We start from the raw sequence: 15,100 nt of genomic DNA, 5'->3' as shown, positions 1-15,100 counted from the left end.
GGATCTTCTCGTGCGCAAGGAACTTCGTCCTGCACTGCTGCTCTTTCTGTTGCTCTCGCTGCTCACTGGCGTCGTCTATCCGCTGGCCGTCAGTGGTATCGCCCGGCTCGCCTTTCCCGGCGCGGCGGCAGGATCACTCATTTCGCACAACGGCGCAGTGGTCGGGTCGGCCCTGATCGGCCAGACATTCACGGGGGCGGAGTGGTTCCACGGCCGACCGTCGGCTACAGGGAGCGGTGAATACAACGGCGCGGCCTCGTCGGGATCCAATCTCGGTCCGATCAACCCTGGCCTCCTCGACACCCTCGCCGCCCGGGCGATCTCCCTCCGGGCGGAGAACCACATCGTTGGAGGCAAACTCCCCGTGGACTTGCTCACCTCGTCGGCGAGTGGGCTCGATCCGCACATCTCGCCGGCCTCGGCGCTGTTGCAGGTCCGCCGGATTGCTGCCAGGCGTGGCCTCGCCGAAGCAGTCGTTGCCGACCTGGTGGCGCAACACACCGAGGCACGGCAGCTGGGCGTTCTTGGTGAACCGCGCGTCAACGTGCTGCAGCTTAATCTTGCGCTGATGCAACTCACTGCCGGAGCTCGGCAATGAGATCCATGCGGTTCGTCCCGCTCCTCCTGCTGGCCGCACCACTGGTCGGTCAACAACAAGCGCCGCAGGTGAGTCTCGGCGCCTTCATCGATAGCTACTACGCCTGGGATACCGGTCAGCCCCTCAGCTTCGATCGCGCCTTCACGACGCAGGCCGTGCGGCACAACGAGTTCAACATCAATCTCGCGCATATCGAGGCGACGGTCGCTAGCGAGCGGGTTCGCGGGCGGCTTGCCTTGCAGGCTGGCACGTCGGTGCAAGCGAACTACGCTGGCGAACCAACCATCGGCAGCAACAGTGGGCCCTCCTTGGCACGGCATATCCAGGAAGCGGTGGCCGGGGTGCGCGTTGCCCCCGCCTTGTGGGTCGATGCCGGGATCTACTTCTCGCATATCGGTCAGGAATCATGGATCTCGCGAGACAACCCGACCTATACCCGCTCATTCACTGCGGACTACACGCCGTACTACTCCACCGGAGTGAAGGCCACCTGGGCGGCCAGCTCGAAGGTGACCGCCCAGCTGCACCTGATCAACGGGTGGCAGAACATCAGTGAGAACAACAGCGGCAAGGCGGTTGGCGCCAGGATCGACTGGGCGGTTGGACCGAAGTTTTCGCTCGGCTGGGCCTCCTACCTCGGCAGTGAGCCACCCGATGGAGCGACCCGGAACTTCCAGCAGTTGATGGCCACCTGGCGTCCCGACTCGGGCCTGACGATCTGGGCCACTGCCGACGCCGGGTGGCAACGCCTGAATGGTGGACGGCGGGCAACGTGGGGAAGCGTGACGATCATCGGCGAGGCACGACTCTCGGCGACGAGTGCATTGGCGCTTCGGGTGGAACGGTATCTCGATCGTGACGGGGTGCTCATTCCTGTTGCCGTGGCCGGAGGCTTCGACGTGACCTCCGCGTCCGCGGGGCTCAATGTCCGGTTGCCGGAAGGAGTGCAGTGGCGGACGGAAGGACGCTGGTACCGGAGCGGCGGCGCGATCTGGCCGGATGGGGCGGCCACGTCGCGAAACAGCGCGGCATTGGTGACCTCGCTCTCCCTCACACTACGCGACCACCCTTCCGGGCAGTAACCTTCTGCTCATGACCGATGCGTCCCGCCCAGACCCCGATGCGTTGCTTGCCCGGATGCGCGACGCGGCGGGGCGTCAGCGACGCGGTCGCCTGAAGATCTTCCTCGGAGCATCGCCCGGTGTCGGCAAGACCTTCGCGATGCTTGAGGCTGCCCGGGCGATGGCGCTCGCCGGGAAGGACGTGATTGCGGGTGTCGTGGAGACCCATGGCCGCGTCGACACCGCTGCCCTGCTTCAGGGCCTTCAGCGCCTTCCCATGATCCAGCACGCCTATCGTGGCAAGGTGCTGGAGGAGTTTGATCTCGATGGAGCGCTCGCCCTCCGACCGGCATTGATCCTCGTCGACGAGTTGGCACACACGAACGTCACCGGCTCGCGCCACGCCAAACGCTGGCAGGACGTGCAGGAGCTGCTCGCTGCCGGACTCGACGTCTACACCACCGTCAACATTCAGCACATCGAGTCGCTGAACGACGTCGTGGCGCAGATCACCGGCGTGACAGTGCGCGAGACGATTCCCGATGCGGTGCTCGATGAGGCCGACGAACTCGAACTCGTCGATGTCTCGCCCGATGTCCTGCTCGAGCGGCTCCGTGCCGGCAAGGTCTACCTTCCGGCGCAGGCGGAGCGCGCGCTGGAACATTTCTTCACTCGCGGCAACCTGATGGCACTGCGCGAGCTGGCGCTTCGCCGCACCGCGCAGCAGGTCGATGCCGAGATGCTCGACTGGCGCGAAGAGGCCGGAATCCGGCGTGCCGTGCCAGCTGGCGAGCGGGTGCTCGTGGCGATTCCGGCGAGCCCCGATGCGCCGCGGCTGGTTCGTGCGGGTTGGCGGTTGGCCACCGCGCTGCGCGCCGAGTGTCTGGTCTTGCACGTCGAGACGGTCGAAGTCCGCCGGGCGTCGGCTCCGGATCGCAGCGCCGTCGTCGAGGCGCTGCGACTCGCGGAAGAACTCGGCGCTCGCGCCCAGACGGTCACCGGCATTGATGTCGGGGCCGAGCTCATCGCCTGGGCCCACGAGGAGAACGTGACCCGCCTGGTCGTGGGTCGGGCGCATGGTGCGAGCTGGACGCGACGCTTCCGCCGCTCGCCCGTAGATCGATTGCTCGCGGCGCAAGAGGGGATCGATGTCCACGTCCTCGCGTTGCGCGAGGGTCCGGTTACACGCGCGGAGGAGGCGCGGCTCTCGCTCTGGCGAGGATCGGTCGGCGAGTACGGCGTTGCCCTGATGTGGGTGACGGTGGCCGCAGGATTCGGCTTCGTCGTGCGCGATGTGCTCTCGACCACCGACATCGCGATGGGATTTCTGCTCTCGGTTGCGTTTGCGGGTGGGCGGTCTCGCCCCGGCCCTGGCATCGCCGCCGCCATCGCGTCGATTGCCCTGTTTGATTTTGCATTCGTCCCGCCGTACTACACCTTCGCCGTGAGCGACGGTCGCTACTTCGTGACCTTTGTCGTGATGCTGCTGGTCGCCATCGCGGTCTCGCGCCTCACTTCGCGCAGCCGCGAGCAGGCGATCGCCGCACGTGCGCGCGAGCGTCAGACCGGTGCGCTCCTGGAACTCGCCAAGGAACTCGCGCTTGCCACTGCCCCGGCGTTTGTCGCCGAGGCCGTCAGTCGACGGATCCGTGATTCGATCGGCGCCGAGGTCGCCGTGCTCGTCACGGGAGCAGGCGATACGCTGGAGCTGGCGGCGCCATCCGCCATCACCCTTGACGACAAGGAACTCACCGTGGCGCGCTGGGCGCGAGATCGCCGCGAGAGTGCCGGCTTCGGCACTGCAACCTTGCCGACGGCCACCGCGTTTTGGGCACCCCTGGCCGTCGCGGAGGGCGCCGTCGGCGCGCTCGGTGTCAGGCCGAAGACGGGTGAGCTGTTGCGTGCACCAGAGCGCCGGCAGTTTCTCGACGCTGTCGCGGGTCAGGCGGCTCTCGCACTGGAGCGCTTGCGGCTGATGCAACGTACCCAGCACGACCAGGTCGAAATCGAAGGCGAACGGCTCCGGACGGCGCTGCTCTCGTCCCTCTCGCACGATTTGCGCACGCCACTCGCGGCTGTCGAGGGCGCCGCGACGACGCTGCGCCGCGATCTCGACGCCCTGGATCCCGCAACACGTGAAGATTTGCTCACCACCATTCTCGAAGAGGCGCGTCGGATGGGGCGCCTGATCAGCAACTTGCTGGATATGGTGCGAGTCGAGTCAGGCTCGCTGCAGGTCCAGCGCGAGTGGCAATCCGTGGAGGAAGTCATCGGGGTGGCGCTCCTCCGGGTGGACAATGCGCTCGCGGGGTTGCGGGTAGCAGTGGAGGTGCCGGCCGATCTTCCCTTGCTCCGCGTCGATGGACTGCTGATCGAACAAGTCCTCGTCAATCTGCTCGAGAACGCCGTGCGCTACGGCAGCGCGGGGAAGGAGATCACCGTATGGGCGCATCGCACCGGCGACGCCGTCGAGATCGGTGTCGCCGATCGCGGACCGGGGGTTGCTGCGGCAGAGCTCGACCGGATCTTCGAGAAGTTCCATCGCGGCGCCGGTGCTTCCGCCGGCGGGATTGGCCTGGGGCTCGCGATCTGCCGGGCGATCATCGCAGCGCACGGTGGGACGATCTATGCTGAGTTGCGGGACGGTGGCGGACTCCAGGTGATCATCCGGCTTCCGCTGCCGGGCGATCAGCCGGCCCCCGTCCCCGAGGCGGTGGCATGAGCTCACCGACGACGATCGTGCTCATCGAAGACGAGATGCCAATGCGGCGCTTTCTTCGCGCCGCCTTCGGCACCGAGCCCGTCGAGCTCGTCGAGGCCGCGACCGCCCGCGAAGGGCTGGCCCAGGTCGCCGGGCGGCGACCGGACCTCGTGCTCCTTGACCTCGGGCTGCCCGACCTCGACGGACTGGAGGTGGTGCGCCGGATTCGCGAGTGGAGTGAAGTGCCGATCATCGTGATCTCGGCGCGCGGCCGTGAAGGCGACAAGGTCGCCGCCCTGGACGCCGGCGCCGACGACTATCTCACGAAACCGTTCGGTGTCGAGGAGCTCCAGGCGCGGATCCGTGTGGCCCTCCGGCACGCGCGCCGTCGGGAATCACCGGAACCGGTGGTGACGGTTGGTCCCATTCGCTTCGACTTTGTGGCGCACACGGTGCATCGCGATGGCGTTGAACTCCATCTGACGCCAACCGAATTCAAGCTGCTCGGTGCGTTGCTGCGACACCCGGGGCGGGTAATCACCCATACCCAGCTGCTGCGCGAGGTGTGGGGGCTGCACACGGATGAACAGGTGCACTATCTCCGCGTCTACACCGCGCAGCTCCGACGCAAGATCGAAGACGATCCCGCGCGACCGCACTGGCTGCTGACGGAGCCGGGGGTGGGATATCGATTCAGGGCGGAGTGAGCAGGATGACGGATGACGGATGACGGATGACAGATGACGGATGACAGATGACAGATGACAGATGACAGATGACAGATGACAGATGACGGATTGTGGATGTTGTCATCCTGAGCGGAGCGAGCCGAAGAGCCTGCCCTGAGTGCAACGAAGGGCGAGCGCAGTCGAAGGAGGTGGCCTCAACGGGGGGAGGGTGCTCCCTCGACTTCGCGACCTACGGTCGCTCCGCTCAGGATGACATACCGTCCTCCCTCCTGCGTCATCTGTCATCTGTCATCTGTCATCCATCATCTACTTCAGGTCAATCATCCCGATCCGTCCGCTTCCGCTGAGCGCGAGCCAGAGGCGTTTGCGCGCGACATCAGTCACCATATGCCGCACCACGGCATTCCCCGAGGGAATCTTGACCGTTTCCATTTTCTCGGTGGTCGGATCGAACGCCACCATCAGGTTGCTCGACTGCTCGTTGTACCAGAGCCTGCCGTCGGTGCCGATCGCGATCCCGTACGGCCCGGAATCGGCGCCGCTTGGCGAGGCCCACTCGCGCACTTTCCCGGTCGCGGGGTCGAGCATTCCGAGGAAGCCACGGGCGTTGTCGGTGTACCAGACCTTGCCGTCCGGAGTCACCGCGAGCCGGCGTGGTCGCGCGCCGGGGTGGGGAAGCTGCACCGGCGTGAACTGGCCCGTCGTGCTGTTCACGTGACCGAGCATGTTGGTGCCGAGGTGGGCGATCCAGATCGAGCCATCGGGCGCCGAGCGCATGCCGTACGGGATCGAGCCAGGGACGGGTACTTCCCAGACATCGACCTTTCCCGTGGCAGGATCGAGTCGGCCATAGGTGTTGTTGTTGGCGTCGGTGAACCAGATCTGGCCACGATGCGCGATCGGCGTGTGCGGATTCTTCGCGATGTCCGGCAACGGATACTCGGTAATCGCCATCGTCTTCGGGTCGAGCCGCCCCAGTACACCTGCCGTCTGCCCGGTGTACCAGACGGCGCCGTCGGGGGCGACCTCGATTCCGTGTGGGCCGGAGTGGGGTGTCGGCGTCGGCGTATCGGTGATCACCCCGGTGGCCGGGTCGAGCCGGCCGATGTAGGAATTGACCTGGTCCGTGTACCAGACGATGCCGTCGGCCCCGACCGCCGGATCGTGGGGGAAATTGCGCGCGCGCGGGATCACGTGTTCCACAACGGTGCGAGGCGGGTGCTGCTGGGCGGCCGCAGTGAGGGCGACGCCGAGCGCCAGGGAGAGCGAGGTGGCCGGAATGCGCATGGTTTTCTCGGGAGGTAGGAGCCTCCTGTCGTACGGGAGGGCACGACCGCGAGTTCCGCTGGAGACTCGAACCCTGCCGCCTCTAGTCTCCAGTCTCTAGTCTCTCCCTTCTCCCTTCACGTGTCGTTATTCTTCCCGCCTCCATCCCGCTGTCGTGTCCATCCCCGTGAGGAGTATCCGATGTCCGATGCCCCGCTTGCCTCGATCTCGCCCGCCCGGGCCGCGCAGGAGCTCGCCAAGCTCTCCGCCGCGCACAAGAGCGGTGAGATCCCTGCGGATGTCTACGAACACAAGTTCTCGCGGATGGTTTCCGAGCTTCGTGATCGTCGCATCTCCGGAACCCGGGCCGAGATCATGGCCGCGCTCGAGCCGTTGCGGATCGATGGTACGGTGACGCCGGCCGAATGGGATCGCTTCGTGTCCCAGCTCGGCCTCGCCTGAGCCAGCAGCACTGATGGCCGTCGTCTCTCGCCGCCGCACCGGCACCGTCCGGGTCGGCGGCGTTGCCGTCGGCGCACTGCACCCGATCGTGGTGCAGTCGATGACCAACACCGACACTGCCGACATCCCCGGCACCATTCACCAGGTTGCCCAGCTCGCGCGCGCCGGCAGCGAACTGGTGCGGGTGACGGTCAACAACGAGGCCGCCGCTGCCGCGGTTCCGGCGATCGTGGCCGGGCTCGCAAAGGTTGGCGTCACGGTGCCGATCGTCGGTGATTTTCACTACAACGGGCATCTGCTGCTGACGCGCTTTCCCGAGTGTGCGCGCGCGCTCGCCAAGTATCGCATCAATCCCGGCAACGTCGGCGGCAAGCGGCATGACGAACACTTCCGTGCCATTGTCGAGGTCGCCATCGCCAACGACAAGCCGGTGCGCATCGGGGTGAACTGGGGTTCACTCGACCAGGCGTTGCTGACCGAGATGATGGATGCCAACGCGATCGCGGCCGATCCGCTCTCCGCGCGCGACGTCATGATGAATGCGATGCTCGAATCCGCGTTGCGCTCGGCAACGTTCGCGGAGGCGATCGGCCTGGGGCACGACCGCATCATCCTCAGCGCCAAGGTGTCGAACGTCCAGGACCTCGTCGATGTGTACCGCATGCTTGCCGCACGATGCGACTACCCGCTGCACCTCGGCCTCACCGAGGCCGGCATGGCGATGAAGGGGATGGTGGCATCCGCAGCAGGGCTCGGGATCCTGCTCCAGGATGGAATCGGCGACACCATCCGGGTCTCGCTGACGCCCAGCCCCGGGGGGGACCGGAGTGAGGAAGTCCGGGTCGCGCAGCAAATCCTGCAGTCGCTCGACATCCGCCACTTCACGCCCCAGGTCACCTCCTGCCCGGGCTGTGGCCGAACCACGTCCACGTTCTTCCAGTCGATGGCCGAGGAGATCGAAGGGCATCTGAGGACCCGGATGCCGGCCTGGCGGGGGACCTACCCTGGCGTGGAGGAGCTGAAGGTGGCCGTGATGGGGTGCGTCGTGAATGGACCCGGCGAATCCAAACACGCCAACCTGGGGATCTCCCTGCCGGGCACCTTCGAGGAGCCGGTGGCGCCGGTCTTCGTGGACGGCCAGCTTTTTGCCACTCTGCGGGGCGAGGGGATCGTCGGTGAGTTTCTGGTGATCCTCGAAAACTACGTTGCGCGGACCTACGGAGCCGGCTCGGAATCGGCCGCTCTTGCGCCAAGTGCCCCATAATCAGAGATTTAGCGCTTAATGTCCACCATCCAGATGCCACCGATTGAGGAGTCTTTCCCGATGCGACTTATCCGACGGATCTCCGCGACCGCCCTGGTCGCGTCCCTCACCCTGCTGGCGTCGTGCGGCGACAATGCCACGACCCAGCCTGCCGCGCTCGACCTCGGCACCCGGGAGTTCGCCATTGCGCCGAACAACCCGTCCTGGTCCAAGCAGCCGGCCGACCCGATCCCGACCGATCAGCGCACGGTGCTGATTTCCGGCCTCGTGGCCGTGGCGAGCTACCCGCAGTTCGGCACCCCGGTCTACACCGGCGCGAACAACTGGCTCGATATGAATTACGCGCCGAACCTCTCGCGCTCGCCGCTCGGGTGGCTGGTGTCGTTCAAGCTCAAGCCGGGTGCGCAGGCGCTGCCGATCGGAAAATACACGGCGACGATCCCGGTAACGGTCCCGGCGGCGCTGAACAATCCGCAGATGATCACGGTGACCTTCAACAACTGCGGCAACTGCCTCTTCGTTGGCGACCAGCGCGATGGCGAGCTGACCACCGACGACCCACGCTGGGCGCGTGGCGCCGGGTATAACGAGTCAGGCACCTACCCCTACGACGATTGGCGTCTCTTCGTGGCTCCCAATACGACGGTGAACGTGCGTGTCGAAGGCGGCGACTGCCTTGGTGGCGCCTACAACCACCAGGACAACTACCTGTACGCGTTCGAGCAGCCGGGTCTCATTTTCCGGACCTCGGACGACGACAGCTACTGCGTGAACGACCCGGTCATCGACGTGGTCAACGCGTCGGGCGTTCAGGTCGAGTACCTGATTCGTGCCACCTCTTACGGCCAGGCCTTCGACGGATCAGGTCGTGACTTCGGCACCTATCGGATCACGGTGGCTCCTGGCTCCTTCTTCGGTGGCGGTGGAATCCGCGAATTCGAACCGGGCGACAAGCAGACTGCCGAAGTTCCGTCGCTGCTGAAGACCAAGTTCTAGCAGGCTCTCAATGAGCGGCGCCCCGGAGCCATCACGGCTCCGGGGCGCTCTGTTTTTTCAACCCTGATTAGATTGGTGGCGTGTTCGACCCCTCCCTTCCTGACGCGCTGCAGCAACGCCCGCTTGCCGCTATCCCGCTGCTCTTCGCCGCCGGACTCGCGACCTCGCTGACGCCCTGCGTCTATCCCATGGTTCCGATCACCGCCGGGATTCTCGGCGGCTCCGGGGCCGTCGGTCGCTCGCGTGCGCGCACAGCGGTCGTCACCATGGTCTATGTCCTCGGCCTCGCGACGGTGTACGCCACGCTCGGGCTGGTCGCCGGACTCAGCGGTACGCTCTTCGGCACCATCTCGTCGAATCCATGGGCCTACTTTACGTTCGGCAACCTGCTGATTCTCGCGGCGCTCGCGATGCTTGATGTGCTGCCCGTCAATGCCCCGACGCGGCTGCTGTCGTGGGCGAGTCGCATCGGTTCCGACTCGCTCGGCGCGGTCTTCCTGATGGGCGCCACGTCGGGGCTGGTCGCGGCACCGTGCGGGGCGCCGGCGTTTGCGGCGGTGCTGACCTGGGTCGCCGCAAGTCAGAGCGCCGTGCTGGGATTCGTCTATCTGTTCGTCTTCTCGCTCGGGATGACAGCAGTGCTGGTCGTCGTCGGATTGTCGGCGGGATCGCTTGGCGCGCTTCCTCGCGCCGGCGCGTGGATGATCTGGATCAAGCGTATCGCGGCCTTGGTGATGCTCGCGATGGCCGAATATTATTTCGTCAAGATGGGGAGCGTACTTTGATCGCCGATCGTAATCTCACCAGCGCGCCGGTTCGTGCGGCGCGCGCGCCGTACGGCTCTCCCGTTTCGATCGACACCTGCCGTGCGCGTCTCGTGGCGATGCTGGTGGCGGCTGCGCTCGTGTGCGTCGCACCATTGTCAGCCCAGGACGATGGCGCTCGCGTCGGCACCAAAGCCCCCGTGGTGATGGTGAATGACCTCGCGGGCACGCCAACGCGCGTCGGTCACGTCGCCGGCAAGCGCGCCGCGGTCATCGAGTTCTGGGCCACCTGGTGCGACCTCTGCAAGGAATTGCTCCCGCGTGTGCGCGTCGCCCAGCAGAAATACGGCGATCGCGTCGACTTCTATGGCGTCAATGTCACAGTCAACGAATCGAAGGCGCGAGTGCAGCGGTATGTGACTTCGGAGCATCCGCCGTGGGTCACCCTCTACGATGACAAGGGGGTTGCCGTCCGCGCATTCAAGGCACCCGCCACGTCGTATGTCGTGATCGTCGATCGCGATGGCCTGATCCGGTACGTCGGCAGCGGCGGCACTCAGGATCTCTCCGCGGAGCTCGCCAAGGTGGTCGGCAAATGAAGCTGCTGGTCGGGCTTGGGCTGGTAGTGCTGGGGGCCACGAATCCGTTGCTGGCACAGGGTGGAGCGGGCAAGCCGCCTAGTGTCCGGCTCGCGCTCGAGGATCCACCGCGTGTCGGGCGACTCGCACCGGCAGTGGTGCTTCCCTATGCCACTGCGGCCGGGATCGGACCAGCCGATCAGCCCTTCGCACTTGGTAAGGAGCTCGGCAACATTGTCGTGCTGGCCTTTTGTCCCGGCCGCTCGGCGCCAGATTGTGCAGCCGTGTGGCAGGCGTTCCGGACTCGCGCCGATTCACTCTTCGGCGCCGGGGTTGTCGTAGTCGGAGTGACCCCGGATTCCCTGGTGTCCCAGCAGCGTACCGCGCAGGAACTCGAGCTGCCCTTCAAGCTGCTGAGCGACGCCGACCGCACGGTCTCCCGTCGCTACGCTGCGGTGAGCGGGAAGCAGGTCCGCCGCGTGATAGTGGTTGTCGGGCGGGACGGCAGGGTACGTTACGTGAATTCCACGTTTGCTCCCCTCGATCCCGAGAGCTACATCCATCTCGCCGCCGCGATCGCGGCGGCCAAGGAGCGGCCATGATTCGAACCGCAGTCACCGCCACGGTGATGATCGTCTCCCTTGCCGGGGCGCTGGCGGCCCAGGAGAAGGAGATGCGCCTCAGCTTCACCGAAGCTCGCGGTGGCTACTGTATCTCTTACCTGATCGATCCTGCCGTCGCGGCCGAGCTGGCCCCGGCGGGCGCAGCGCTCTCCCCGGCCGGGAAGGCCACCTCCCTCTCGCCGTTTCTTGCGCGGGTCATCCAGGACGAACCTCAGTTCGCGGCCTGGATCCCGGCTGCGATCTGTATCGCCCGATATGGCGCCGCCGCAGTCGACGGTCGGGATGTGGCCAAAGCCAAGACAGGGAAGGCGATCACCTTGATCACGTCGTGGGTCGCCGTGAGCGAGCCGCTGGGAGTGTCGGGCGCCACGGCCCTGCTGCTCGGCGTGAGCACCGACGAGGGCAGACTCCTCCGACCGTTGCAGGCTTTCGGCCTCGATATCGATGAAAAGTCGCCGGTCATCACGCCCGGGGAGGCCGACGACATTCAGCTCGACCTCAAGCTGGAGAAGACCAAGATCGCCTGGGTAGGTCACCCGACAGGCGACCCTCGTGTCGGTTCGACACAGTCGATGTCGTTCGGATACGCCGGAGCGAGGAAATCCGTCTGGCTGGTCACCACTACGATGGCCCCGGCAGAGACCCGGCTGATGGTCGGAGCGCTACGGGTTGAAGGGAAGGATATCCTCGCAAAGGCGCTTAAATCCTCACCAATTCGGGCAGTAGGCCCCCAGGACGCCGGGGGGACCGCCGAGTTTGTTTTCCATCGGCTGGCGGGTCGCTGACCACTCCAAAGATTTAGCACGGCAATTGCCTCTGGTACCACCGGCTCAGTACGCCCCACATCGGTCCTGCCACGATGCCGGGGAGTGATGAGCCGGCGGTCGAGAGGCTCCAAGTCAATACACTCCAATGTGTTGACCCTCGGACATCCCCTCGATAGCTTTGCTGGCTGGCCCCGGATTCGACCGGTCGCGCATGGCGTGGCGGGAGGATGACGGGTGTCGGAATGACGCGGGTCTCGGGGACTTCGTCGCGAGCGGTGCTCGCAACCCCGCCCTCGCCCGTGCGATCGTCTGCTCGGGCCACTCAGTAGCTCGGTAGGAATGCACCACGGCAGGACCAGTATGCAGTTGCAGGACGGACCGAAGTCAGGCCCACTCATCTCAGGAGATACAATGTTCAAGTTTTATCGTAGCGTGTTGGCGGCTGGTATCGTCACGCTCGGCCTCGCGGCCTGCGGCGACGATGTCACCGTCTCCGATCCACCGACTCCACCGCCGCCGGGGGTTACCTCCGTCACGGTGACGCCGGGGACGCAGACCCTGGCCGTCGGCCAGAATGTCATCTTCGCCGCCTCGGTGATTGCCGATGCCGGCGTCTCGACCGCAGTCACCTGGTCCTCGTCGGCTCCGACGATCGCCACGGTTGACCCGACGACGGGCAAGGTGACGGGCGTTTCCGCTGGTACCACCACGATCGTCGCCACGTCGACCGCTGACGCTGGCAAGAAGGGCGTTGCAGCAGTCACCGTTTCTGGTAGCACCTCCGGTGGCCCGGTGCAGATCTCGATCCAGAGCGTCACCGCCGGCCTGCTGACCCTTCCGGTCGTGCTGACCAACGTCGCCGGTCAGATTGAAGTCAACATGAACTTCAATTCCAACGGCGCCGCGGTCGACTCGATCAACGTCTTCATCGGCAACAAGCGTGCGGCCAAGGCGATCTACGGATCTGCCCCGGCGGCCGGCCTGATCTCGCAGTCGATCAACACGGCCGACTTCACCCTGCCAGCGGCTTCGCCGACGGCGCTGGTGACGTACCTGAACGGCCAGACCAGCATCACGGCCGTGGCCTACCCGACCGGCGCATCGACGCCGACGGCCACGCAGGCGACCCCGATCGTGCTGAACAACATCGACGGCTGGGCCGGCAAGATCACCAAGCCGGTTACCTCGACGAATGATGTCAACGGCATCACCTACTGGGGTGGCCCGGCCGCGAATGCACTGACCTCGACTCAGATCTGGGCCGTGCAGTACAACGCTGGTCGTAACGGCATCGAGAAGGTCACCTGGACGGTTGGTGGCTGCTCGGCGTTCACCGCTGGTGGTGTGGTTGGCGTGCCGATCGTCGGCGCCCTGACCCAGACGTTTGGTTACACCGCTGCGCCGCAGAGCGCGCAGAAGTCCTGCACCTCGTACGAGAACAACGCGGCTGGCGCGCGTGACAACCTCGTCATCACCGGCGCCATCGACGGTGTTGACAACGGCTTCCCGGGCTCGCCGCTCATCGCCAACACGGTGGTGTTCGGTTCGACCCCTGACTCGCTCCGCCTTGACTACAAGGCGCCGGTCGTCAGCACGCCGTCGATCGCCCGCACTGCTCCGGCCGTCACCGGCTGGGTCAACGCTGGCTTCAACTTCGTCAACTTCGCCTCGACCGACGCTGGTGTTGGTCTTCGCGGAACCCGCGATCGCGCAGTGACCTACTCGGTCGTGAACTGCCCCGCCGCTGGCGCGCAGAACGTTGCGATGCCGACCGGCACTGGTGCAGACATTCCTGAGTGCGGCATCCTGGTCAACGCCATCGGTGGCGCGATCGGCCTCGGCGGCACGGCTCCGTACACCGCCGCTGGTACCGAGTCTGACCGTCTGAACAACCTCGGCACCTCGACCCCGACGCAGACGTTCGGCGTCGACAAGACCCTGCCGAACATCCGCTGGGGCACCGTTTCTGCCGCGCCGCTCCTTCCGGCCGCGGTTGGTGCAGATACCGTCTTCCGCGCTTCGAAGCCGGTTGCTGGTACGGATGAGTTCCGCGTCGAGTACCTCGACGACCGTGCAGGCTTCTACAACGCCGGCGCTCCGCTGGCTGGTGTCTCGGCGCAGCGTCACGCGCTCAGCACTGCTGGTCACTTCAACAACGCCGGCCTCTGCTCGGTTGGCACTGGCGCGATCGGTGCGAACTTCGTCACCGCGCCTGCCTGCACTCTGGCCGCGATCGCCGCGGTTGGCCCGCTCCGCCTCGACGGCTGGCAGGCTGGCCCGAGCATCACGGTTCCGGCGCTCGAGTCGTACTACGGCTACACGTCGAACGTGACGGACGCCGCGGGTAACACCACCGCGTCGCTGTTCCGCAAGACGCTGGTCAACACCCGCTCGCCGTTCGCCACGGGCCTCGGCCTCCCGGCGACCCTGACTGCCGCGAACTTCGGCATCCAGGTCACGGCGGCTGACTCGGCTGAAGTCGCGCGTATCGCGCTCCAGTTCGAGTTCCCGAACATGATCAGCGGCGGCTCGACGGACTCCGTCCGTTACGGCCAGACTGCTGTCGGCACCATCTTCGATGACGTGATCACCTCGCCGTACACGGGTTCGCATTCCCCGACGACCGGCGCGCCGTTCACCCGGCGTATCGAGGCTGTCACGGCTGGCGTCTTCCCGGCGAGCAACGTTGCCGGTGCCGGCGTCCCGACGAACGTCAAGCCGACGTCTGTTGTGGCGTGGTCGTTCAACTTCGGCGGCACGCTGTCCGGTGGTCCGGCTCCGGCGCGCTCCGCGTTCATTGCGATCCCTGCTCTGAACGTCCAGGACGGCGTCGACTTCGCCACCTGGAACATTGCCAACCCGACCATCGCGCTGACCCACTGGCGCATCATCTCGACGGTCGCGACCACGAACCAGTTCGGTTCCACCACCCCGCTGCGCGCACAGGCTGTGTCGCCGACGGGCGCTCCGAACCCGCCGTTCGTCCGGGTGGACTTCTACCGTCGCGTGACTGCGGCGGGCGTCGACCACTGGTCGTACATCGGCTCGCAGACCACCCCGGTCGCGTCTGACCAGGGTACCTACCGCTCGTGGGTCTGGGCACTCCCGAACGCTTCGTTCGTGGCTGACTGGACTGGCGCGGCGCAGGGTGCAGTTGCTGCAACCAACCAGATCATGGCGGTTGGTGTGAACAGCGTTGGCGATGCTATCGCCACCGTCAACACCACCATGGTTCCGTAATCAGCTGACAAGCTGACTGCAGGATCTGTTGTAAACCGACGGCCCCGCGAAAGCGGGGTCGTTTGGTTTTGCCCCCAAGAGGGACGTCGAG

13 protein-coding genes are annotated in these 15,100 nt (G+C 65.9%); 12 read left to right on the top strand and 1 reads right to left on the bottom strand.

The window, feature by feature from the left end:
• Positions 1-10 precede the first annotated feature (10 nt).
• From kdpC to V4558_00835, 4 genes are read left to right on the top strand one after another with little or no spacing between them, the layout of a single operon-like run.
• Entirely contained in the window at positions 11-598 is a 588-nt protein-coding gene (gene kdpC / locus V4558_00850; protein MES2304022.1) for a potassium-transporting ATPase subunit KdpC, read from the top strand.
• Positions 595-1,680 carry a porin gene (locus V4558_00845; GenBank protein MES2304021.1) on the top strand — a complete coding sequence of 362 codons (1,086 nt, stop codon included), beginning with the start codon at positions 595-597 and terminating at the stop codon, positions 1,678-1,680. Before kdpC ends, V4558_00845 begins: the two co-directional genes overlap by 4 nt.
• Positions 1,681-1,690: 10 nt before the next feature.
• The gene (locus tag V4558_00840; protein ID MES2304020.1) at positions 1,691-4,381 is read left to right on the top strand and encodes a sensor histidine kinase KdpD; all 2,691 of its coding nucleotides are present in this window, start codon (positions 1,691-1,693) and stop codon (positions 4,379-4,381) included.
• On the top strand, positions 4,378-5,067 hold the full coding sequence (locus V4558_00835) for a response regulator (GenBank protein MES2304019.1): 690 nt from the start codon (positions 4,378-4,380) through the stop codon (positions 5,065-5,067). Before V4558_00840 ends, V4558_00835 begins: the two co-directional genes overlap by 4 nt.
• 288 nt (positions 5,068-5,355) lie before the next feature.
• On the opposite strand, the gene V4558_00830 is transcribed toward V4558_00835, so the two are convergent.
• Positions 5,356-6,336 (bottom strand): SMP-30/gluconolactonase/LRE family protein, encoded by a 981-nt coding sequence (locus tag V4558_00830; protein MES2304018.1) that lies wholly within the window; start codon positions 6,334-6,336, stop codon positions 5,356-5,358.
• Positions 6,337-6,516: 180 nt separating this feature from the next.
• On the opposite strand from V4558_00830, the gene V4558_00825 reads away from it, so the two are divergent.
• The 8 genes from V4558_00825 to V4558_00790 all read left to right on the top strand — a co-directional run bounded on the left by V4558_00825 (position 6,517) and on the right by V4558_00790 (position 15,009).
• Entirely contained in the window at positions 6,517-6,777 is a 261-nt protein-coding gene (locus V4558_00825; GenBank protein ID MES2304017.1) for a hypothetical protein, read from the top strand.
• A gap of 13 nt (positions 6,778-6,790) precedes the next feature.
• Positions 6,791-8,041, top strand: a complete 1,251-nt coding sequence (ispG, locus tag V4558_00820; GenBank protein MES2304016.1) for a flavodoxin-dependent (E)-4-hydroxy-3-methylbut-2-enyl-diphosphate synthase — start codon at positions 6,791-6,793, stop codon at positions 8,039-8,041.
• A 60-nt stretch (positions 8,042-8,101) separates the two neighbouring features.
• A complete protein-coding gene (locus V4558_00815; protein ID MES2304015.1) occupies positions 8,102-9,037 on the top strand; it encodes a hypothetical protein in 936 nt (311 codons plus the stop codon).
• Positions 9,038-9,117: 80 nt separating this feature from the next.
• The gene (locus tag V4558_00810; GenBank protein MES2304014.1) at positions 9,118-9,822 is read left to right on the top strand and encodes a cytochrome c biogenesis protein CcdA; all 705 of its coding nucleotides are present in this window, start codon (positions 9,118-9,120) and stop codon (positions 9,820-9,822) included.
• Positions 9,819-10,400: a TlpA disulfide reductase family protein gene (locus tag V4558_00805; protein MES2304013.1), complete on the top strand. Its 582-nt coding sequence runs from the start codon at positions 9,819-9,821 to the stop codon at positions 10,398-10,400. The genes V4558_00810 and V4558_00805 overlap by 4 nt, the downstream gene beginning before the upstream one ends.
• Positions 10,397-10,981 carry a redoxin domain-containing protein gene (locus tag V4558_00800; GenBank protein ID MES2304012.1) on the top strand — a complete coding sequence of 195 codons (585 nt, stop codon included), beginning with the start codon at positions 10,397-10,399 and terminating at the stop codon, positions 10,979-10,981. Before V4558_00805 ends, V4558_00800 begins: the two co-directional genes overlap by 4 nt.
• On the top strand, positions 10,978-11,787 hold the full coding sequence (locus tag V4558_00795) for a hypothetical protein (GenBank protein MES2304011.1): 810 nt from the start codon (positions 10,978-10,980) through the stop codon (positions 11,785-11,787). Before V4558_00800 ends, V4558_00795 begins: the two co-directional genes overlap by 4 nt.
• Positions 11,788-12,180: 393 nt before the next feature.
• A complete protein-coding gene (locus V4558_00790) occupies positions 12,181-15,009 on the top strand; it encodes an Ig-like domain-containing protein (GenBank protein ID MES2304010.1) in 2,829 nt (942 codons plus the stop codon).
• Positions 15,010-15,100: the final 91 nt, after the last annotated feature.

It is taken from the genome of Gemmatimonadota bacterium (assembly GCA_040388535.1).
In the GTDB taxonomy this organism is placed as follows: domain Bacteria; phylum Gemmatimonadota; class Gemmatimonadetes; order Gemmatimonadales; family GWC2-71-9; genus Palsa-1233.
The sequence above is the reverse complement of the archived record's forward strand: the minus strand, read 5'-3'. Positions and strand labels throughout refer to the sequence as shown.